The sequence below is a fragment of the Sphingobium sp. TomMM7A genome, from assembly GCF_055397305.1.
In genome coordinates this window covers 84,671-103,390 of sequence record NZ_AP027312.1, presented here as the reverse complement: position 1 = coordinate 103,390, position 18,720 = coordinate 84,671, and the positions used below count along the sequence as shown (strand labels likewise).

Genomic DNA, 18,720 nt, shown 5'->3' with positions numbered 1-18,720 from the left:
GGTTTGGCCAAAGGTCGACAAGGCACCAAAGCACCCCGCGGTCAATCTTCGTCAATCAATATCCGCGCCGCTGCGCCTTCGCTGTCATCGAACTGCCCATTGCGCAGCGCCCAGAAAAAGGCGGCAAGGCCCAGCAGGCCGAGGAACAGGGCGATCGGGATCAACAATCCAAGGCCGGTCATTTCGCGGCTCCCTTCAGGCGGAGGGCGTTGGCGATCACAATCAGCGAAGATGTGGACATGGCGATCGCCGCGACAAGCGGCGTCACCTTGCCCGCAACGGCCAGGGGCACGGCCATCACATTATAGCCGATGGCCAGCGCAAAATTCTGCTTCACCACGGCGATCGTCCGGCGCGCCGCGCGAACCGTCACTGCCACGGGCGCCAGCCTGTCGCCCAGGAACACGGCGTCGGCCGTCAACTGGCTCGCGTCGCTGGCAGAGGCGGGGGCGATGCTGGCATGACCCGCCGCGAGCGCCGGGCCGTCATTCAGCCCGTCGCCCACCATCAACACCTTCTCGCCGCGCGCCTGTAACCGCCCCACCAGCGCCAACTTATCCGCCGGGCGCAGATGGCCGATCGCCGTCGTGCCGGTCGCGCGGGCGATCTCTTCCAGAGCTTCGGGGCGATCCCCGCTGGCGATCAACGTCTTGAGGCCCATCGAGCGCATCTCCCTCAGCGTTTCGGCCGCATCCGGACGCAGGGCGTCGGAAAAGTGCAGCAGCACCGAACGCTCGCCGAACCGATATTCGCTCGCAAGGCCGAACAGGCTGACGACGCTTCGTGGCCGGGCCAGCGACACCGCCACGCCGCCATGATCGGCGAATATGCCCTCACCCGGAATTTCGCGGATTTGGTCGAGCGATGCCGGAGCGACTTGCCGAGCCTCCAGCGCCTGCCGCAGCGCGTCGCTCAACGGATGACGAGAAACCCTTGCCATCGCCAGCAGGATCGACTGATCCTCACACTCCAGCCGGTCGAGCGCCTGCGGCACCGGACGGCCCAGCGTCAGCGTGCCCGTCTTGTCGAACAGCGCCTCGCTCACCTCGGCCAGCCGCTCCAGCGCCGACCCGTCCTTCACCAGCACGCCGCGCCGCATCAGCGCTCCGCATGCAACGATCTGCGCCGCCGGGACCGCAAGGCCGAGCGCGCAGGGACAGGTGATCAGCAGCACGGCGACCGCGATCAACAGCGCTTGATGCGCGCCGGCACCCGCAATCATCCACCCTGCGAAAGACAGCGCGGCGAGCAGATGGACACAGGGCGCATAATAGCGCGCCGCACGATCGGCGATCTGGACATAGCGGGACTTCCCCTGCCCCGCTTCCTCCATCAGCCGGGCAATGTCGGCGATCACCGTATCGGCTCCGGCCGCCGTCACCTCGACCGTGATCGGTCCTTCGACATTCATCGCCCCGGCCTGCACAATGTCGCCAGCGCGCACGCGAACCGGCGCGCTTTCGCCGGTCAGGAAGGCGATGTCGATGCCGCTTTCTCCTTCAACGACCCGGCCGTCGGCGGCCAGCCTTTCGCCCGCCGCGACGATCATGCGCATCCCGGGACGCAGCGCACTGGCCGCTGTCCACTGGCTGCGGCCGCCTTCGCCCAGCACCAGCGCGCCCGGCGCCGTCTGTTTCAGCAACGCCGCAACGCCCGCCCTCGCGCGCGCGCGCATCATGCTGTCCAGGCAACGTCCCGCCAGCAGGAAGAACAGCAGCATCACCGCGCCATCAAACCAGGCATGTTTGCCGCCACTGATGGTTTCGAAAAGGCTCATGGCGGTGGTCAGCAGCACGCCGATGCTGATGGGCACGTCCATGTTCGTCCGCCGTTGTCGCAACGCCGCCCAGGCGGAACGGAAGAAAGGCTGGCCGGCATAAGCGACGGTCGGCAAAGCGATCAGCGCCGATAGCCAGTGGAACATCGTCCGCGTGGCCCCTTCCGCGCCTGACCAGATCGACACCGACAGCAGCATGATGTTCATCGCCGCGAAGCCCGCCACGGCAAGCGCGCGCACCAGCGCCTTGCTCTCTGCCGCCGCGACATCCTGACCCGGATCAGCGAGCGGCTCCGCGTCGAACCCGAGCGCGACGATCGCCGCCTTCATTTCCGGCGGGGTCAGTGCAGGATCATGGCTGATCGCGACCCGCTTGGCGCTCATATTGACCCGCGCGGAGTGGATGCCGGGCGTCAGCGGCAAGCCATTCTCGATCTTCGAGATGCACCCCGCACAATGAATGCCCGGCACCGCGAACAGGCTTTCCTTTGCTTCAGCCGAAGCTTCCTCGTTGAGAACAGGCTGGCTGGCCATCAGTCGATCTCCCGCAGCAAATGTTCTTCTCCGCCGCCATGGCGAATGTCGAAGCGCAGCTGCCACCGGCCACCGGGCAAGGCGCGATCGCTCACATAAAGTCCCGGCGCGGCCTCATGCAGACGCAACATGATATCCGGCGCGCGCCCAAGCGGATGTTGCGCCACCGCGCTCATCTGCGCACCCCGCACGTTCAGCTCCATCCGCACATGGCGCGCGGGGTCCAGCGTCACCCGGTCGCGCCAGCCCAGCTTTTCCTGCGCCCGCGCCTGCGCCAGCCAGCCGTTGAACTTCTGGCTGGCGACATAGCTATTCTCCACCACTGTCCCGCCGAAGGATCGCACGGCGATCGTCGCCATCAGCGTGTTCACGGCGATGACGACGGCAAAACCCGCGACGAGTATCGCGGTCATGTGCCAGCCGGTGAATGGACGGGCATGTTTCATGTTCAGGGCCTTTCGAAACGAGCGTCTTCGCTTTCGCCGCCGCCTTCGCGGTCCAGGGCGCGCACGGTGAAACGGAGATCCTGCCGCGCCGGACCTGCGGAGGGCATCGTCAGGAACAGGCGCAGCTTGGTCACGCTGTCGGCAGCGACCGTTGCGCGCACCGCATCACTCGCCTTTTCCCGCGATCCGGCGTCGGTCCAGATCTTTGCGCCGGGCAGACCCGTAACGCGCACCTCCACGTCGCGCGGGCGCGCCTCCATATTGCGCAGCTTCACCGTATAAGCGTTGCGGATCGCGCCGTCCGACAGGCGCACGAAGATCGGATTGCGATCCTGCTGCGCACTGATGTCGAGCCGCGTCCGCGCACCCAGCGTGAACAGCATCGCCGCACCAATGCTCGCCCACACGCCGAAATAGGCGATGGTCCGCGGGCGCAGCAATGTCTTCAGCACTGGTTTTGGCGCCGCACCCTTCTTCTCCGCTTCCGCATCGTCCTGCGTGCAATAATCGATCAGCCCGCGAGGCCGTCCGATCTGTTCCATCACCTTGTCGCAGGCGTCGATGCACAGCGCGCAGGTGATGCAGCCGATCTGCGGCCCTTCCCGAATATCGATGCCGGTGGGGCAGACCGCGACGCACTGGTTGCAATCGATGCAGTCGCCAAACTCTCCCGGATGCGCCTCCGCCTTTTTTAGGCTCCCACGCTTTTCGCCGCGCCAATCCTTATAGGTGACGACGAGCGACTTCTCGTCGAGCATCGCGGTCTGGATGCGCGGCCAGGGGCACATATAGATGCATACCTGTTCGCGCATGAATCCGCCCAGGATGAAGGTCGTGGCGGTCAGCACCGCTACCGTTCCATAGGCGACCGGCGCTGCGGTGCCGCTCCAGAACTGCTGTTGAAGTGTGGGCGCGTCGGCGAAGTAGAAAATCCATGCGCCTCCCGTGATGAAGGCGATCGCCAGCCACAGGCTCCACTTCCCCAGCCGTCGCGCCAGCTTGCCGACGCTCCAGGGGGCCTTGGCTAGCTTCAGCTGCGCGTTGCGATCCCCGTCGATGAAGCGTTCGACATGCTGGTACAGGTCCGTCCACACCGTCTGCGGACAGGCATAGCCGCACCACGCCCGGCCCACGGCGGAGGTAACGAGGAACAGGCCAACTCCCGCCATGACGAGCAGCCCGGCGACATAGTAAAATTCGTGCGGCCAGATTTCGATTGAGAACATGTAGAAGCGACGATGCGCCAGATCGACGAGGACCGCCTGATCCGGCGCATAAGGCCCCCGGTCCCACCGCAGCCAGGGCGTCGCCCAATAAATGCCCAGCGTCACCGCCATAATCGCCCATTTCAGGCGGCGATAGAAGCCGTCCACCGCCTTGAGATAGACGCCCTTGCGCTTCTCGTAGAGCGAGGGGGAGTCCGACATCAGCATGCCCGCCTCCCCGGAACAACTACACTCCCCGTCATCCCGGGCTCGACCCGGAATTCCGCTTCTTCCCCACGCCCGTTCCAAAGGGCAGCGGGACCCCGGATCAAGTCCGGGGTGACGAAGAAGGGGCGGCTGCTATTGCGCGGCATCGCCCGGCACCTTAGCCGCAAACTTCACCGGCACAGCCTCACCCCCGCCGAGACTGTGCACATAGGCGGCCAGCATGCGGATCGTCGCCTTGTCCAGCTTGTCGTCCCAGCGCGGCATCACGCCATGGCGGCTGTTCCAGACGGTCTCATGGATGGTCTCGGCATCGCCGTCATAGAGCCAGATCGCATCGCTCAGGTTCGGCGCACCGACGTCCCGGTTCCCCTTGCCCGCCGGTCCGTGGCAGACAGCGCAATTGTCGGTAAAGACCCTGCCCCCCCGCTGCGACGCCGGGCTGGGGCGGTCTTGCCCGCTAATCACCCGCACATGCGCCACCACATCGTCGACCTGCGCAGCGGTGAGCAACTGATCCTTACCGAAAGCAGGCATGAGCGACTGGCGAGTTGCTGCATGATCGGGATTGCGCACGCCATCGGTGATGGTCTTTTCGATTGCAGGCAGATTTCCACCCCACAACCAGTCGTCATCATTCAGGTTGGGATAGCCTTTCGACCCCGCCGCGCCCGATCCGTGGCACTGCACGCAATGCACGCGAAACGCAGCGCGCCCGCCCTCAACCGCCGCCTGCATCAGTTGCGGCCGCGTGGGCAGCACGTCGATGGAGGTATCGGCGATCGCCTGCCGAACCGGCGCAATCTGCGCTTCCCGCGCCGCCAGCTCCTTGTCGAGCACCCCCCGGCTGGACCAGCCCAACACGCCGCCCGTCGCCCGATCTATCATCGGCAGGGCGGGATAAGCGATCACATACCCAATCGCGAACAGGATCGTCGCGTAGAAGGTCCACAGCCACCATCGCGGCAGGGGTGTGTCCAGTTCCTGGATGCCGTCCCATTCATGATGCTTGATCTCTGTGCCGGTGGCGGCGTCGATCCGCTTGTCATCAGCCATGATCCGCCTCCGCATGCTCAGTCTCGAAAATGGCGAGCGCGGCCTCCTTGCTGCGCTCCCGCCCCTTTGGCCGGAAATGCCAGCCGATCAGAACGGCATAGGTCAGTCCCATGAAGACCAGCCCCCAGCTGTCGGCGAAATGCCGCAAGGCGTCGTAGCTCATCGTTCGACCTCCTGCGGCTTGGCGCTTTCCACATCGACCAGCGTGCCCAGCATCTGGAGATAGGCGACCAGCGCATCCATCTCCGTCACCTTGCCCGGATCGCCATCGAAGTCGCGCGCCTGCGCCTTGGGATAGCGTTTGATCAGGTCTTTGGCGTCCGCATCCGGATCGGCCTGCGCCTTCAGGTCGTCATTGGCCTTGGCGATGGCATCCTTGCTGTAAGGCACGCCGACATTGGACAGCGCCGTCAGGTCCTTGCCCATGTCGCCGGACTTCAACTCCCGCTCCGCCAGGAAGGCATAGCCCGGCATGATGGACTCCGGCACCACGGCGCGCGGGTCCTTCAGATGCTGGACATGCCATTCGTCCGAATATCTGCCGCCCACCCGCGCCAGGTCAGGGCCTGTGCGCTTCGATCCCCATTGGAACGGATGGTCATACATGCTCTCGGCCGCCAGGCTGTAATGGCCATATCGTTCCGTCTCGTCGCGGAACGGCCGGATCATCTGGCTGTGGCAATTGTAGCAGCCCTCGCGGATGTAAATGTTCCGCCCCGCCAGCTCCAGCGGCGTATAGGGACGCATGCCCTCCACCTTCTCGATCGTGTTGTCGATCCAGAAGAGCGGTGCGATCTCCACGATGCCGCCGATGGCAACTACGATCAGAGACGCGATGCCCAACAGGGAGACGTTCCGCTCCAGCTTGCCATGGTCCCAGAACTTGGCTTTGGTCTTGCTTGTCATGTCTTGGAGTCCCTTAAGCAGGCTGGGCGACAAGCGGCCGATCCGCCGCCGGATCATAGGCCGCATCACTCATCGGCTTCTCCGCGCGCAGCGGGCTGCCCGCGATGGTCTTGCCGATGTTCCAGGCCATGATGATCGCTCCGGCGAGGTACATGAGGCCGCCAGCCGCCCGGATCACATACATGGGGAACATGGCGCTCACGACTTCGGAGAAGGCATAGACGAGGTAGCCGTCACTCCCATATTCGCGCCACATCAGGCCCTGCATGATGCCCGCCACCCACATCGACGCGGCGTAGAGAACGATACCCAGCGTCGCGAGCCAGAAGTGCCAGTTCACCAGCCGTAGCGAATAGAGCCGCTCGCGCTTCCACAGTCTTGGCGTCAGATAATAGAGGCAGGCGAAGGTGATGAGCCCGTTCCAACCCAACGCGCCGCTGTGCACATGGCCGATCGTCCAATCGGTATAGTGGGACAGGCTGTTGACCGCCTTTACCGACATCATCGGCCCTTCAAAGGTGCTCATGCCGTAAAAGGCCAGCGCCATCACCATCATGCGGATGATCGGATCGGTGCGGATGCGGTCCCATGCGCCGTTCAGCGTCATAAGGCCGTTGATCATCCCGCCCCAGCTCGGCATCCACAGCATGACCGAAAAGACCATGCCCAAAGTCTGCGCCCAGTCGGGCAGCGCCGTATAGTGAAGGTGGTGTGGACCCGCCCAAATATAGAGGAAGATCAGCGACCAGAAGTGGATGATGGACAACCGATAACTATAGACCGGCCGCTCCGCCTGCTTGGGCACGAAATAATACATCATGGCGAGGAAACCGGCGGTCAGGAAGAAGCCGACGGCGTTATGCCCGTACCACCATTGTGTCAGCGCATCCTGCACGCCAGCGAAAGCGCTATAGCTCTTGGAACCAAGAAAGCTGACTGGCACCGACAGGTTGTTGATGATGTGCAGCATCGCGATCGTCAGGATGAAGCTCAGGTAAAACCAGTTCGCCACATAGATATGCGGCTCGCTGCGGCGCAGGATCGTGCCGCCGAAGACGATCAGATAGGCGACCCAGACGATCGTTAGCCAGATATCGACATACCATTCGGGCTCGGCATATTCCCGGCCTTCGGTAATGCCCATGACATAGCCGGTCGCGGCCAGCACGATGAACAGCTGGTATCCCCAGAAGACGAACCGCGCGAGCGAGGGAAAGGCAAGCCGCGCCCGGCAAGTGCGCTGCACGACATAGAAGCTGGTCGCGATCAGAGCATTGCCGCCGAATGCGAAGATCACTGCCGAGGTGTGCAGCGGCCGCAACCTCCCGAAGCTCGTATATTCGATGCCGAGGTTCAGCGCGGGAAAGGCAAGCTGCAAGGCTATGAAGAGCCCGGCAAGAAACCCCGCCAATCCCCAGAAGACCGTCGCGATCACGCCCCAGCGGATCGGATCGTCATCATATTTCCCCTGATCGGCGGGCATCTTTAGCAGTCCGCGAGCGATTCCGGCATAATCTGCGCCACCAATCGTCACCACAACCATCAGCAGCGCCGCCGCGCAAGCGATGGCCATATGGACGGCAAAGCCGCTGTCCACCGCCATCAGCGCCGCCAGCAAGGCGACCACTGCCAATGCGAACCAGCCGCCCGATTTCAACAACAATCGATCCATCGGATTTCCCCGCGAAAGGTCTTTGCAGCGCCCCTCATCCGGTCGCCGCCCCTATGCTCTGACCTCTGGCAAAGGCGGCGCGGCGGGTATGTAGGGGAATATCCTTAGGCAGATTGTCGCTGATACTCCCCCTCCCGCAGGCGGGAGGGGGCTGGGGGGGGGTGGGCCAGCGCAACATCCATGCTGATTTTCAAAGGCCAGCCGAGAAGCTCGCTTCGCTCGCGCCCACCCCTAACCCCTCCCGTGGGAAGTGTCGGAACCGAAGACCCGCTATCACTCGCCCTCGGCCATGCTCTCCAGCCGGTCGACATCGGAAATCCGCACCCGGCGCCGCCCCGCCAGCGCGATCACGCCCAGCCGCTTCATGTCGCTGATCTGACGCGAGACGGTTTCTATGGTTAGCCCCAATATGTCCGCGATCTGCTGGCGCGACAGAGGTAGGTCAATCACGCCGTCGGGGTCCGCGCGCAGCCGTCGGCTCATGTCCAGCAGGAAGGACGCAACCTTCTCTCGCGCATTCTTTCGCCCCAGCAGGAGCATCCAGGCTCGCGTCCGATCAAGGTCGTCCAGCGTCCGCTGGAGCAGCCGATGCTCAAGCTCCGAATGCTGGCGCGCAAAGCCGTCAAAAGCGCCGCGCGGGTAAAGGCACAGCCGCGCGTCGGTGAGCGCCGTTACGCTATGCGGCGTGCGCGCGCCGAAGGGCCGCCCGATGAAATCCGATGCATAGACCACGCCGACAATCTGTTCGCGCCCGTCGCCGGTCGATGTGGCCAGCTTCAGAGTGCCTTCAATCACATTGGCAACGACCATGCTGTCATCGCCCTCCCACATTACAGTCTGCCCGGCCTGCAACGTCACCCGTCGCCCGATCCGGTTGAGCGCCGCGCGCTCCTGCGGGTCCAGATCGGCGCAGATCGCCTGATCGCGCACCTCGCACCGATCGCAATATCCTGCACCGCAGCCTCCGGCAGCCGGGGTCATCACCGCCGCCATTGCGGCACCGCCGGGCGCCTTTTGCGCCAGATCAAATTGCATATCCATGCCCGCTGCATGCCGCCATGCGGGTTTCAGACCTATCCGTAAATCTCCCTAGCGATCCCCTCCTCCGTCACCCCGGGCTTGACCCGGGGTCCCGCTTCTTCAATGCCAAAACCATGGAGCGCGCACGAGAAGGCGGTTGGGTTTACATCATGAGCGATCGATATCGCGGAACGATGTATGTGGGCGTGACGTCAGACCTTTCCGCCCGCATCCACCAGCATAAAACCGGCACCGGGTCCGATTTCTGCGCGCGCTATCGCTTGTACCGACTGGTCTGGGCCGAACGGAGCGATGACATCTCGGCATGCATAGAGCATGAGAAGCGCCTGAAGCGCTGGCAACGTCAGTGGAAATTCGCGCTTATCGAGCGCGCCAATCCGAACTGGGGGGACATGTTCGAACTGCTCGCCTGAAGGTAGCGGGACCCCGGGTCAAGCCCGGGGTGACGACAGCTATACCCTCACCCCACCCCCGCATGAAAGGCGATCCGCAGCGCTTCGGCCAGGCTCTTCACCTCCAGCTTTTGCATCAGGTTGGCGCGATGAATCTCCACCGTTCGCGGACTGATCCCCAGGTCGAAGGCGATCGTCTTGTTGGGCAGTCCTTCGACCAACCCGTCAAGCACATCGCGCTCCCGATCGGTCAGAACATTCAGCCGCGCCCTTGCATCCTCCGCCCGCGCTCCGGCCCCACGATCGGCCGCCGACAGCAGCCGTGCTGCCTCGACGCATCCCAGCAGCGCTGCCTTCTCGAACGGCTTTTCAATGAAGTCGCTCGCCCCCGCCTTCATCGCCGCGACCGCCATGTCGATGTCGCCATGGCCCGTCATGATCACCACGGGCAGCATGATGCCGCGCGCGCGCAACTCCCGCTGCACCTCCAGCCCGTCAATGTCGGGCATGCGCACGTCCAGCAGCACGCATCCCGGTTCCAGTCCCGCCGCTTCCTTCAGAAACGCCGTGCCGCCCTCGAACAGCCGCACCGCATAGCCGCTGGTCTTCAGCAGGAAGGACAGCGACCGGCGGATCGCCTCGTCATCATCGACGACATAGATGGGGAAAGGTTCGCTCATGCTTTCAGTCCGCGCTGTCCAGGGTGAAGTGAAGGGCCGTGCCGCCCCATTGTGACGGCTGCGCCCAGATGCGCCCGCCCTGCCCTTCGACGATGGTCTGGCTGATCGACAGGCCGACGCCCATGCCGGACGGCTTGGTGGTGGTGAAAGGGTTGAAGAGCGTGCGTGACATGTCGGGGTCCAGACCCATTCCGCTGTCCGCGACGATCACCTCCACCCGCCCATCCTCGGCGGGGACCGCCGACAGGCGCAGGATGCGCGCGGGGCTGCTCGCCATCGCCTCCACCGCATTCTTGATGAGGTTGATGATCACCTGCTGCAACTGCACGCGGTTGACCAGCACATTATTCACGCGCCGATCGACGCTGATGTCCATGTCGATGCCCCGACTGTCCATGCCGATAAAAGCGAGCGCCGCCCCTTCGGCCAGCAACTCGCGCAGCGATTCAGGCTGGCGCATCGTCTCGCCGCGCTTGATGAACTCGCGCAGCGACCGGATGATCTCGCCCGCGCGCAGCGCCTGGCGTGCGCTTTCGTCCATCGCCTCGCGCAGCATCTCGCGATCCACCGGCCCATCGGCGTCCAGCAGGTCGCGCCCGGCCTCCAGATAGTTGGCGATCGCCGTCAACGGTTGGTTCAACTCATGCGCCAGCGCGGACGCCAGCGTCCCCATAGCCGTCACCCGGCTGGCATGCGACAGTTCCGCCTGAAGGTCGGCGACGCGCCGCTCGGCCTGCTGCCGTTCGGTAAGGTCGCGGATGAAGCCGGTGAACAGCCGCTGTCCCCGGTCATGCACCTCCCCCACCGACAATTCGATCGGAAAGGTCGATCCATCCCGCCGTCGCGCGCTGGTCAGGCGGCCGATGCCGATGATCCGTTTTTCGCCGGTACTGAGATAATGGTCGATATAGCCGTCATGCCGTTCCCGATCCGGCGACGGCATCAACATGGAGATATTTTCGCCCAGTACGTCCGTTTCGGCATATTGGAACATGCGCTGCGCCGCCGCGCTGAACGACACGATCCGCCCGGCCATGTCGATGACGATCAGCGCGTCGGGCACCGTCGCGAGGATCGACCCCAGCAGCGCCTGTTCCAGGCTATGCTCGCGCTCGCTCAAGCCTTCCGTGTCATCGTCGTCCGCCACCGCCATCGGGTTACAATGCCCCGTCTTCAGTGCGCCAGCAAGACAGGCACGCGTCCGTCGCGCAGCATCGTTCGGGTCACGCCGCCGAACACGAACTGGCGCAACCGGCTGTGACCATAGGCGCCCATCACCATCCAGTCGGGCTTCAGCGCTTCGACGGCAGCCATCAGGGCATCCTCCACAGCTCGGCCGTCCCGTGGCCAGCTATGGACTTCCGCTTTGATTCCATGGCGGGCAAGATATTCTGGGGCATCAGTCGCGGGGAAGGCATTTTTGTTCGCTTCCTCCACAGTCACGATGTGCACATCCTGCGCGAGCTTCAGCAGCGGCACCGCGCCCCGCAGTGCCGCCGATGCTTCCTGGGATCCATCCCAGGCGACTAGCGCCCGTCCCGTTACCGTCAGCGATTTCGCCGATTGCGGGACGGCCATCACCGGCACCGGCCCTGACAGGGCCAGTTCGGCGGCGATCGGCGGTGGATCGGTGAGTACCCTGCGCGGCCCTTCAGGCAGGGTCACGACGATGACATCGGTCAATGTCGAGGCGGCCAGTAGGCCATGAAGGATATCGCCATCGAGTTGCCGCCAATCCCAACTCACACCTTCCGCGCGAAGCCTTTCCTCGGTGCGCGCCTTGATTCGCTCATCAATTTCACGCAGTTCGTTGATGATGGAAGGCGCCAGCGCCGCGCCGCCATACATGTCCGCGGCCACCATATCGGGCATTTGCGTCACCTGAACGCAACGAATGTGCGCCCCCGTCGCGCGCGCGATGTCGCACGCCGCTTGCAGGCGGCTTTCCGCGCCTCGATCGTCATGGATATGAAGCAGTATCGATTTCATCTCACATCTCCTGCCGAGGAACCGTAACTTGTCCTTGCTGGCTAGGATCTGACGGCCTCCGCCGCCATCCGGGATAGTCCTTATAGTCTTTGTCCCCCGAAAACCCGATCTGGGTGGTATGACATGGACAACGATACGCCTCGAACTCGCACGCACACCTGCTTTTCCGAACGGATCGGCAGCTCGCAGCTATGTCATGCGCCTGCCGCTGGGCCAGGACGGGCTGATCGACGAGCAGGAATATCGGCATAAACCCGAACTCGCCACCGTCCGGCGCTTCTGGCCGAATGAACCCGACCGGCATGGCTGGCTGCTACGGACTTCCAACGGCTGGGCGCTGTCCTATGAGCCGGGTGAGGAGGATGACGAGCGACTCTTCCGCCTGGACGCGCATGCGATTCAGCCCGGCAGCTATCTGACGCTGACCGAACCGGATGGCGAGCGCCTGCCCTTCGTGGTGAAGGCGCTCGCCGCGGCATAGGGTTTCAGAACTTTATGCCCACACCCGCGCCAAAGACCAGCGGATCGAGATGCACGCGCACCTTCTGCACGCCCGCCGCCGTGGTCGAGAGCCGAGCCGTGGTATCGATATCGATATATTTGACATCCAGGTTCAGGAAGATGCTGTCCGTCAAATCGACATCAACTCCGGCCTGCGCCGCCCATCCGAAGCTGTCCGACATGTGCACCCTGGTCGCGCCCACCGCACCCTCCAGCGCGTTCGACGCCTTTTCATTGTAGAACAGCGTATAATTGACCCCCGCCCCGACATAGGGCCGGATCTTGGCTTCCGGCAGGAAATGATATTGCGCCGTCAGCGTCGGCGGCAGCACCCAAGTGGATGCCAAACGGCCGATCGCCCCGGTCGTTCCAGTGCGTCCGCTGGCGCTGTGCTTGGTCGTGGCGGCGATCAGCTCAAAGCCTACATGGTCGGTCGCCATATAGGTCACGTCGATCTCCGGCATCACGCTGTTATCGACTTTCACCTTTTCGCCCGGAAAGGCGGGCAGCACGCTCCCGCTTCGTTCATTGGGCGCAACCATGATGGCGCGCAGCCGCACCAGCACGTCGCCTTGCGCAGCCTGCGCGGGTGCGGACATGGCGGCGCAACCAGCCGCTGCTCCAAATAAGATAGTCTTGATGTGCATTTCCAAAGTCTCCGTCCCTGTTGTCGGTGACATGGCTTTGCCCCGGCGCCGCACGCCCGGCATTGATCCGGCGCAAGCGGCAATTTGACCTGGCTCAATGCTGTGCGCGCTATCCCATGCGATCCGGTTCAGCCATGTGGACCTACTATCCTGACCTGCTGGCCCAGCCGGTGCCGCGCTACACCAGCTATCCCACCGCCGCGCAGTTCACCGCCGATGTGGGCGCGGATGATCTTGCAGCCCGGCTGGACGGGGTGGAAACGGACGCGCCCCTCTCCCTCTATGTCCATATCCCCTATTGCCACGACATATGCTGGTATTGCGGCTGCAATACAGGGGCGGCCAATCGCGCCCAGCGGCTGACCGCTTATGTGGAGGCGCTGGAACGAGAGATGGCTTCCATCGCGGGGCGCTTGCGCAGACGCGGACGCGTCGCGCGGATCGCCTTCGGCGGCGGTAGTCCCAATTCGCTGCCGCTCGTCGATTTCGTCCGCCTGCTTCAGCAATTGCTGCTCTGTTTCGATGCGCGTCACGCCGAAATCTCGGTCGAACTCGACCCGCGCCGCCTCGACGCCACCTGGATTTCCACCATGGCGGCCATGGGCGTCAGCCGCGTCAACCTTGGCGTACAGACCTTCACCCCGCATGTTCAGGCCGCCATCGGCCGCATTCAGCCGCTCGACATGGTGGAGCGAGCCGTCGATCAACTCCGCGCAGCCGGGATCGCGATCGGTTTCGACCTCATGTACGGCCTACCCGGCCAAAGCCTCGACGATCTTGCGGCGACTTTGGAAGCAAGCATCGCGATGCAACCCGCCCGTGTCGCCCTGTTCGGCTATGCCCATATGCCGCAACTCTTGCCTCGCCAGCGCCGCATCGACGGCAGCAATCTGCCCGATCTCGCCGCGCGCTTCGACATGGCCGCACAAGGCTTTCGCATGTTAACCGCCGCTGGTTATGCGGCGATCGGCTTCGACCATTTCGCCCTGCCGCAGGACGGCCTGGCAATAGCAGCACGTGACGGACGGCTGCGCCGCAACTTCCAGGGCTTTACCGATGATCCTGCCGATATCCTTTTGGGTCTGGGCGCCAGTGCGATCAGCCAATTCCCGGACCTCATCGTCCAGAATGAGAAGCAGGCCGGACCTTGGCGCGAACGCGTGGAGCGCGGCGAGCTTTCCGCCACTCGCGGCACGCTGCGCACGGGCGATGACCGGCGTCGTGGCCGGATCATCGAGGCGATCCTCTGCCGGGGCGAAGCGCATGTGGGCACTTCCCTGCCCCTGCCGGACCTGTCGCGCTTCGAGCGACTTGGCCTATTGCGATTGAGCGAAGGCCGAGTGCAACTGACACCCGGCGCGCTCCCCTACGCCCGCAGCATAGCCGCCGCATTCGACAGCTATCTGCAACCAGCGGAAAAGCGGTTCAGCCATGCGGTTTAGTGCGCTGGCGCTGGCAAGCCTCGCCTTCGTCAACCTCTCGGCCGGACAGGTGCCCCACTTTGCGGCGCGTTCGCCCTATTTCTGCGGCCGCCCCCCTCTCGGTTGGAAGCCTCCGGGCCAACACAAGCCCGCGCTGCCTTCGGACGAGAAGATGGGCTGCCACTTCCTCATGTGCGGACGCAAGCGCAATCAAGCCAGAGCAGATGGGTCTTGCCCCACTTAGTTGAACCGTTCACCCCGTCGTCATCCTGGACGACCGAACCAGCAGAACCGACGTTCGACCGCGATGAAAGGAAGCTTAGACGCCGCGCAGCGCGACATATGCGCCCACGGCGATCACCGTGACGGCGAACAACCGCTCCAGCAGCCCTTTGCGCGCCGCCATCTTTCGGCCGAGGGCGATACCTATAGCCGCCCCACCGACACCGCCCGCGATCAATACCCCCACGAGTGACCAATCGACAAAGCCCGACAGCGCATAGGAAGACGCAGTGGTGAGACCCAGCGCCGTGACGACGACGAGCGACGTTCCCACTGCATTTTTGAGTGGCATGGCAGTCGCCATCATCAGCCCCGGCACGATCAGGAAGCCGCCGCCGATCCCGAAAAAACCAGCGGCCAATCCCACTCCAAGGCCGATCGGAACGAGGCGTGGCAACAATCGACCAGCGGTTGCTCGCGACAGCCGTACATCGGGCGCGTCGGCGGCGCGCTTCGTCCGTAGCATGGAAAGGCCCACGCCGATCATCAGCAAGCCAAACAGCATCAGCAATCGCTGGCCGTCTACAGCCTTGCCGATTTCCGCGCCGATCGCCGCGCCAGTGACGCCAGCTCCCGCGAAAACGAGGGCGCATGGCCATTTCACCGTACCGGCGCGGGCATGGCCGATCAGGCTGAAAGCCGCATTGGCGGCCACGGCGACCGCTGCCGTCCCGATGGCGGCATGAGCAGACCCCACGCCCACCACATAGACCAGCAGCGGCACGGCAAGGATTGAGCCGCCGCCCCCGACCAGACCCAACACAGTCCCGATCAGGCCGCCCGAAGCCAGAGCCGCAACGATCATGGCCGGAGACATGATCAGCCTACGCGCCGAGAGCGCGGCGATTCCATGGCATCGCCTGCAACAGCTTCGCCATGCCGCACCAGCCGGTCGCCCCCGCCATCATCAACCCCGCGCCCACAAAGGCCGACAGGCCGAAAAAGGCAGGAGCGACGAGGAAGCCGAGCAGGACGCCCAGCAGCACAAGACCACCGGCCACCAGTTGCACCTGCCGCATGATCTCCAACGGCTGTGCCCGATCGAGGCGCGTCGGCAATCCCGCCGCGCGCCAGCCGTCCAGACCGCCCTGAAGTATATGGCAGGGCGTGAAGCCCGCCGCCGCCCGCAACGCCGCCTCATTGGCTTGCGTTCGCATGCCTGACTTGCAGTGAAAGATGATTGGCCCGGCCACCTGTGGCAGTTCCGCCAGACGATCGAGCGGGACATGGATCGCCCCCGGAATATGCTCGCGGGCATGTTCGTCAGGTCCACGGATATCGACGAGCGTGGCGCCCTTGGCCACGGCTTTATCCGCGTCGTGCGGGGTAATGGTTGTGATCGGCATCGGATCATTCCTTGCAGAAAATGGTGTAGAGACTGGCGAGCAATTGTTCCGTCCGCCCATCGGCGATGCGATACCAGAGCGTCTGGCTCTCCCGTCGAAAAGCGACCAGCCCCTCCTCCCGCATCCTGGCGAGATGCTGCGACAAGGCGGATTGCGACAAACCCACCTCTTGCGCGAGGTCGCCCACGGTCATTTCGCCATGTTCGACCAGCTTGCACAGCACCATCAGGCGCCGGACGTTGCCCATCGCTTTCAGCAGGTTCGAGACTTCGCCCGCCTTCTTTTCGAAGGTGGCGAGGTTCATCAACGGACGGATCATCATGCACTCCATTAGATATTGCTAATTTAGATATATGTAATATATTGTCAAGGAGCAATGGAGGACGACATGGACACAAAGCCCCTGATCGAAGCCTTTTTCGACGAGGCGACCTATACGGTGAGCTATCTGGTCGCTGACCCCGAAACCCGGGAGGCGGCAGTCATCGACCCGGTGATGGATTTCGACATTGCCAGCGGTGAGGTCGATACGCGCTCAGCCGAGCGGCTGCTGGCCTTTGCGGAAAAGCAGGGTTGGCGGATCACTATGGTGCTGGAGACGCACGCCCATGCCGATCATCTGTCCGCAGCACCCTTTATCAAGGGCAGGACCGGCGCGCCGATCGGCATTGGCGAGCATATTTGCGACGTGCAGAAAATCTTCCGTCCCGTCTTCGGACTCAACGACATGCGGATCGATGGTTCAGATTTCGACCGGTTGTTTCGAGATGGCGAACAGTTTTCAGTGGGCATGCTGCGCTTCACCGTCATGCATGTTCCGGGGCATACACCTGCGGACATCGCTTATCTGGTCGGCGATGCGGCCTTTGTCGGCGACACATTGTTCATGCCTGACTATGGCACGGCGCGGGCGGATTTCCCCGGTGGCGACGCTCGCATTCTTTACCGTTCCATCCGCCGGCTGCTGAGCCTGCCCGATGAGACCCGCCTGTTTCTGTGTCACGACTATAAGGCGCCCGGTCGCGATGACTATCGTTGGGAAACGACTGTCGGTGAAGAGCGGCGCGCAAGCGTCCATATCCATGACGGAGTGGATGAAGACAGTTTCGTCGCCATGCGCGAAGCCCGTGATGCGACGCTGCCCGTGCCTCGGCTGTTATTGCCTTCGATTCAGGTCAATATCCGCGCAGGTCATTTCCCCGAAGCGGAAAGCAACGGCGTTCGCTATCTCAAAATTCCGGTGAAGATGAAGACGGTCTGACTGCGACTTATACCTATCGCGATCTGCTCCGATGCGCTTAGGCTGGCTAAACCCATGTTCAATATCGCTCACCCCTATCTTTCCCTGATCGCATCGATCGCAGTGGGCCTGCTTGTAGGGATGGAGCGCGGCTGGACACAGCGGAACTTCGGCAAGGGTCGACGGGTCGCGGGCTTTCGCACCTTCGGGCTGATCGGGTTGCTTGGGGGGCTCGGCGGCCTTGCCCCCGACATGGTCGCCGCTGCCCTGGGCCTGGGCGTCGCGGCCGTGCTGACGGTCGGCTACAGCCGAAGCGCCGATCAGGATCATCTGTCCGCAACCACAACGCTGGCGGGCCTGCTGACCTTCGGTGCCGGTTTCTGCGCCACGCGCCTCTCCCCTGCCCTGGGCCTGGCCACAGGTGCGGCGATCTTTGCGATCTTGAGCTCACGGCAATCGATGCACGCTTTGCTTCGGGGAATGGATGAGAGCGAGATTGAGGGTGTGTCCCGCTTCCTGCTGGTGTCTCTTGTCATCCTGCCGCTACTGCCAGATGCCTCCTATGGCCCTTACGACGCCTGGAACCCCAGGAAGATCTGGATGGTGGTCGTCTTCGTGATGGGACTATCCTTCGCCGGTTATGCTATCTCCAGGCGCTTCGGCCGCGATCGCGGCGTGTTGCTGGTCGCGCTTACCGGGGCCATCGTGTCGTCCACCGCCGTCACCGCCGATTATGCCAGGCGGCTCCGCGACGAACCCGATGGCCGAGGATTGCTGACGGCAGGCATTGCGGTCGCATCAATCGTGATGTTCGTCAGGGTGCAGTTGGTGGCGCTTGTCCTCGTTCCCCGCGCGCTGCCGTCTCTGGCACTGACAATGGCTCCGGCAGCGCTTGTAGCTGTCGCCTTCGCCCTGACCGCATGGCGTGCCCACGGCAAGGGCGGCAACGGAGCCGCAGTCGCCAATCCCCTGGGCTTTACCCCCGCGCTCCTGCTGGCTGCCCTCGTCGCGGGATTGTCGCTCGCCGCGCGTTGGGCATTGGAACATTTTGGGCAGCAGGGCATGGCGGTAGTCCTCACCCTCACCGGCATATCGGACGTCGATGCAGCCGTGATGACGATGGCGGGGCTCCCCCAACATGCGATCGACGATCAAACCGCTGGCTTCGTACTGGGCGGCGCGGTTCTGGCCAACACTTTGGCCAAAGCCGTCATGACGGTGGGCATCGGTTGGGGCCACGGCGGCTTGAGAGCCGCAATACCGCTGTTCGTCGCTCTTGCAGCGGCGGCGGCGAGCCTTGCCGCCTGGATCGCGATCGGCTGACTTTCACGCCACGCGCAACATAGGATGGGGCGCTGGC

General features: G+C 63.7%; 21 protein-coding genes. 5 read left to right on the top strand and 16 right to left on the bottom strand.

Going from position 1 to position 18,720, the window contains the following annotated elements:
* Positions 1-41 precede the first annotated feature (41 nt).
* The 9 genes from ccoS to ACZ5ZH_RS13285 form a co-directional block, all read right to left on the bottom strand.
* Positions 42-182 (bottom strand): cbb3-type cytochrome oxidase assembly protein CcoS, encoded by a 141-nt coding sequence (ccoS, locus tag ACZ5ZH_RS13325; RefSeq protein WP_196226890.1) that lies wholly within the window; start codon positions 180-182, stop codon positions 42-44.
* On the bottom strand, positions 179-2,311 hold the full coding sequence (locus ACZ5ZH_RS13320; RefSeq protein WP_464773213.1) for a heavy metal translocating P-type ATPase: 2,133 nt from the start codon (positions 2,309-2,311) through the stop codon (positions 179-181). The genes ccoS and ACZ5ZH_RS13320 overlap by 4 nt, the downstream gene beginning before the upstream one ends.
* The gene (locus ACZ5ZH_RS13315) at positions 2,311-2,757 is read right to left on the bottom strand and encodes a FixH family protein (RefSeq protein ID WP_464773212.1); all 447 of its coding nucleotides are present in this window, start codon (positions 2,755-2,757) and stop codon (positions 2,311-2,313) included. The genes ACZ5ZH_RS13320 and ACZ5ZH_RS13315 overlap by 1 nt, the downstream gene beginning before the upstream one ends.
* A 2-nt stretch (positions 2,758-2,759) precedes the next feature.
* Positions 2,760-4,190 (bottom strand): cytochrome c oxidase accessory protein CcoG, encoded by a 1,431-nt coding sequence (gene ccoG / locus ACZ5ZH_RS13310; RefSeq protein WP_464773211.1) that lies wholly within the window; start codon positions 4,188-4,190, stop codon positions 2,760-2,762.
* Positions 4,191-4,322: 132 nt separating this feature from the next.
* Positions 4,323-5,243, bottom strand: a complete 921-nt coding sequence (ccoP, locus tag ACZ5ZH_RS13305; protein ID WP_464773210.1) for a cytochrome-c oxidase, cbb3-type subunit III — start codon at positions 5,241-5,243, stop codon at positions 4,323-4,325.
* Positions 5,236-5,406 (bottom strand): cbb3-type cytochrome c oxidase subunit 3, encoded by a 171-nt coding sequence (locus tag ACZ5ZH_RS13300; RefSeq protein WP_464773209.1) that lies wholly within the window; start codon positions 5,404-5,406, stop codon positions 5,236-5,238. The genes ccoP and ACZ5ZH_RS13300 overlap by 8 nt, the downstream gene beginning before the upstream one ends.
* Positions 5,403-6,149, bottom strand: a complete 747-nt coding sequence (ccoO, locus tag ACZ5ZH_RS13295; protein WP_464773208.1) for a cytochrome-c oxidase, cbb3-type subunit II — start codon at positions 6,147-6,149, stop codon at positions 5,403-5,405. Before ccoO ends, ACZ5ZH_RS13300 begins: the two co-directional genes overlap by 4 nt.
* A gap of 13 nt (positions 6,150-6,162) precedes the next feature.
* On the bottom strand, positions 6,163-7,821 hold the full coding sequence (gene ccoN, locus ACZ5ZH_RS13290; protein WP_464773207.1) for a cytochrome-c oxidase, cbb3-type subunit I: 1,659 nt from the start codon (positions 7,819-7,821) through the stop codon (positions 6,163-6,165).
* 273 nt (positions 7,822-8,094) lie between these two features.
* Positions 8,095-8,862 carry a Crp/Fnr family transcriptional regulator gene (locus tag ACZ5ZH_RS13285; protein ID WP_464773206.1) on the bottom strand — a complete coding sequence of 256 codons (768 nt, stop codon included), beginning with the start codon at positions 8,860-8,862 and terminating at the stop codon, positions 8,095-8,097.
* 113 nt (positions 8,863-8,975) lie between these two features.
* Between ACZ5ZH_RS13285 and ACZ5ZH_RS13280 the strand changes: the two genes are divergently transcribed.
* Entirely contained in the window at positions 8,976-9,275 is a 300-nt protein-coding gene (locus tag ACZ5ZH_RS13280; RefSeq protein WP_464773205.1) for a GIY-YIG nuclease family protein, read from the top strand.
* Between the two features lie 47 nt (positions 9,276-9,322).
* Here ACZ5ZH_RS13280 and fixJ read toward each other — a convergent pair whose 3' ends face one another.
* From fixJ to ACZ5ZH_RS13265, 3 genes are read right to left on the bottom strand one after another with little or no spacing between them, the layout of a single operon-like run.
* Entirely contained in the window at positions 9,323-9,934 is a 612-nt protein-coding gene (gene fixJ / locus ACZ5ZH_RS13275) for a response regulator FixJ (protein WP_449469611.1), read from the bottom strand.
* Between the two features lie 4 nt (positions 9,935-9,938).
* Entirely contained in the window at positions 9,939-11,087 is a 1,149-nt protein-coding gene (locus tag ACZ5ZH_RS13270; RefSeq protein WP_449469613.1) for a sensor histidine kinase, read from the bottom strand.
* A gap of 20 nt (positions 11,088-11,107) precedes the next feature.
* Positions 11,108-11,923 (bottom strand): universal stress protein, encoded by an 816-nt coding sequence (locus tag ACZ5ZH_RS13265; RefSeq protein WP_464773204.1) that lies wholly within the window; start codon positions 11,921-11,923, stop codon positions 11,108-11,110.
* Positions 11,924-12,041: 118 nt separating this feature from the next.
* On the opposite strand from ACZ5ZH_RS13265, the gene ACZ5ZH_RS13260 reads away from it, so the two are divergent.
* Positions 12,042-12,404: a hypothetical protein gene (locus ACZ5ZH_RS13260; RefSeq protein WP_449469617.1), complete on the top strand. Its 363-nt coding sequence runs from the start codon at positions 12,042-12,044 to the stop codon at positions 12,402-12,404.
* 4 nt (positions 12,405-12,408) lie between these two features.
* Here ACZ5ZH_RS13260 and ACZ5ZH_RS13255 read toward each other — a convergent pair whose 3' ends face one another.
* Positions 12,409-13,071 (bottom strand): OmpW/AlkL family protein, encoded by a 663-nt coding sequence (locus ACZ5ZH_RS13255; protein WP_464773203.1) that lies wholly within the window; start codon positions 13,069-13,071, stop codon positions 12,409-12,411.
* Positions 13,072-13,205: 134 nt separating this feature from the next.
* On the opposite strand from ACZ5ZH_RS13255, the gene hemN reads away from it, so the two are divergent.
* The gene (gene hemN, locus ACZ5ZH_RS13250; RefSeq protein ID WP_460989116.1) at positions 13,206-14,513 is read left to right on the top strand and encodes an oxygen-independent coproporphyrinogen III oxidase; all 1,308 of its coding nucleotides are present in this window, start codon (positions 13,206-13,208) and stop codon (positions 14,511-14,513) included.
* A 298-nt stretch (positions 14,514-14,811) separates the two neighbouring features.
* Here the strand turns inward: hemN and ACZ5ZH_RS13245 are convergent, their stop codons facing one another.
* From ACZ5ZH_RS13245 to ACZ5ZH_RS13235, 3 genes are read right to left on the bottom strand one after another with little or no spacing between them, the layout of a single operon-like run.
* A complete protein-coding gene (locus ACZ5ZH_RS13245) occupies positions 14,812-15,591 on the bottom strand; it encodes a sulfite exporter TauE/SafE family protein (protein ID WP_464773202.1) in 780 nt (259 codons plus the stop codon).
* 7 nt (positions 15,592-15,598) lie between these two features.
* Positions 15,599-16,120 carry a rhodanese-like domain-containing protein gene (locus ACZ5ZH_RS13240; protein WP_464773201.1) on the bottom strand — a complete coding sequence of 174 codons (522 nt, stop codon included), beginning with the start codon at positions 16,118-16,120 and terminating at the stop codon, positions 15,599-15,601.
* A gap of 4 nt (positions 16,121-16,124) precedes the next feature.
* Positions 16,125-16,442 (bottom strand): ArsR/SmtB family transcription factor, encoded by a 318-nt coding sequence (locus ACZ5ZH_RS13235; protein WP_464773200.1) that lies wholly within the window; start codon positions 16,440-16,442, stop codon positions 16,125-16,127.
* Positions 16,443-16,508: 66 nt separating this feature from the next.
* Between ACZ5ZH_RS13235 and ACZ5ZH_RS13230 the strand changes: the two genes are divergently transcribed.
* Positions 16,509-17,381: an MBL fold metallo-hydrolase gene (locus ACZ5ZH_RS13230; RefSeq protein ID WP_464773199.1), complete on the top strand. Its 873-nt coding sequence runs from the start codon at positions 16,509-16,511 to the stop codon at positions 17,379-17,381.
* Between the two features lie 54 nt (positions 17,382-17,435).
* Positions 17,436-18,683: an MgtC/SapB family protein gene (locus tag ACZ5ZH_RS13225; RefSeq protein ID WP_464773198.1), complete on the top strand. Its 1,248-nt coding sequence runs from the start codon at positions 17,436-17,438 to the stop codon at positions 18,681-18,683.
* Positions 18,684-18,720 lie beyond the last annotated feature (37 nt).

Excerpts from the sequence above, each read along its gene's own strand:
- ccoS (WP_196226890.1), bottom strand. The coding sequence starts at position 182 with ATGACCGGCCTTGGATTGTTGATCCCGATCGCCCTGTTCCTCGGCCTG.
- ACZ5ZH_RS13320 (WP_464773213.1), bottom strand. The coding sequence starts at position 2,311 with ATGGCCAGCCAGCCTGTTCTCAACGAGGAAGCTTCGGCTGAAGCAAAG.
- ACZ5ZH_RS13315 (WP_464773212.1), bottom strand. The coding sequence starts at position 2,757 with ATGAAACATGCCCGTCCATTCACCGGCTGGCACATGACCGCGATACTC.
- ccoG (WP_464773211.1), bottom strand. The coding sequence starts at position 4,190 with ATGCTGATGTCGGACTCCCCCTCGCTCTACGAGAAGCGCAAGGGCGTC.
- ccoP (WP_464773210.1), bottom strand. The coding sequence starts at position 5,243 with ATGGCTGATGACAAGCGGATCGACGCCGCCACCGGCACAGAGATCAAG.
- ACZ5ZH_RS13300 (WP_464773209.1), bottom strand. The coding sequence starts at position 5,406 with ATGAGCTACGACGCCTTGCGGCATTTCGCCGACAGCTGGGGGCTGGTC.
- ccoO (WP_464773208.1), bottom strand. The coding sequence starts at position 6,149 with ATGACAAGCAAGACCAAAGCCAAGTTCTGGGACCATGGCAAGCTGGAG.
- ccoN (WP_464773207.1), bottom strand. The coding sequence starts at position 7,821 with ATGGATCGATTGTTGTTGAAATCGGGCGGCTGGTTCGCATTGGCAGTG.
- ACZ5ZH_RS13285 (WP_464773206.1), bottom strand. The coding sequence starts at position 8,862 with ATGGATATGCAATTTGATCTGGCGCAAAAGGCGCCCGGCGGTGCCGCA.
- ACZ5ZH_RS13280 (WP_464773205.1), top strand. The coding sequence starts at position 8,976 with ATGGAGCGCGCACGAGAAGGCGGTTGGGTTTACATCATGAGCGATCGA.
- fixJ (WP_449469611.1), bottom strand. The coding sequence starts at position 9,934 with ATGAGCGAACCTTTCCCCATCTATGTCGTCGATGATGACGAGGCGATC.
- ACZ5ZH_RS13270 (WP_449469613.1), bottom strand. The coding sequence starts at position 11,087 with ATGGCGGTGGCGGACGACGATGACACGGAAGGCTTGAGCGAGCGCGAG.
- ACZ5ZH_RS13265 (WP_464773204.1), bottom strand. The coding sequence starts at position 11,923 with ATGAAATCGATACTGCTTCATATCCATGACGATCGAGGCGCGGAAAGC.
- ACZ5ZH_RS13260 (WP_449469617.1), top strand. The coding sequence starts at position 12,042 with ATGACATGGACAACGATACGCCTCGAACTCGCACGCACACCTGCTTTT.
- ACZ5ZH_RS13255 (WP_464773203.1), bottom strand. The coding sequence starts at position 13,071 with ATGCACATCAAGACTATCTTATTTGGAGCAGCGGCTGGTTGCGCCGCC.
- hemN (WP_460989116.1), top strand. The coding sequence starts at position 13,206 with ATGTGGACCTACTATCCTGACCTGCTGGCCCAGCCGGTGCCGCGCTAC.
- ACZ5ZH_RS13245 (WP_464773202.1), bottom strand. The coding sequence starts at position 15,591 with ATGTCTCCGGCCATGATCGTTGCGGCTCTGGCTTCGGGCGGCCTGATC.
- ACZ5ZH_RS13240 (WP_464773201.1), bottom strand. The coding sequence starts at position 16,120 with ATGCCGATCACAACCATTACCCCGCACGACGCGGATAAAGCCGTGGCC.
- ACZ5ZH_RS13235 (WP_464773200.1), bottom strand. The coding sequence starts at position 16,442 with ATGATGATCCGTCCGTTGATGAACCTCGCCACCTTCGAAAAGAAGGCG.
- ACZ5ZH_RS13230 (WP_464773199.1), top strand. The coding sequence starts at position 16,509 with ATGGACACAAAGCCCCTGATCGAAGCCTTTTTCGACGAGGCGACCTAT.
- ACZ5ZH_RS13225 (WP_464773198.1), top strand. The coding sequence starts at position 17,436 with ATGTTCAATATCGCTCACCCCTATCTTTCCCTGATCGCATCGATCGCA.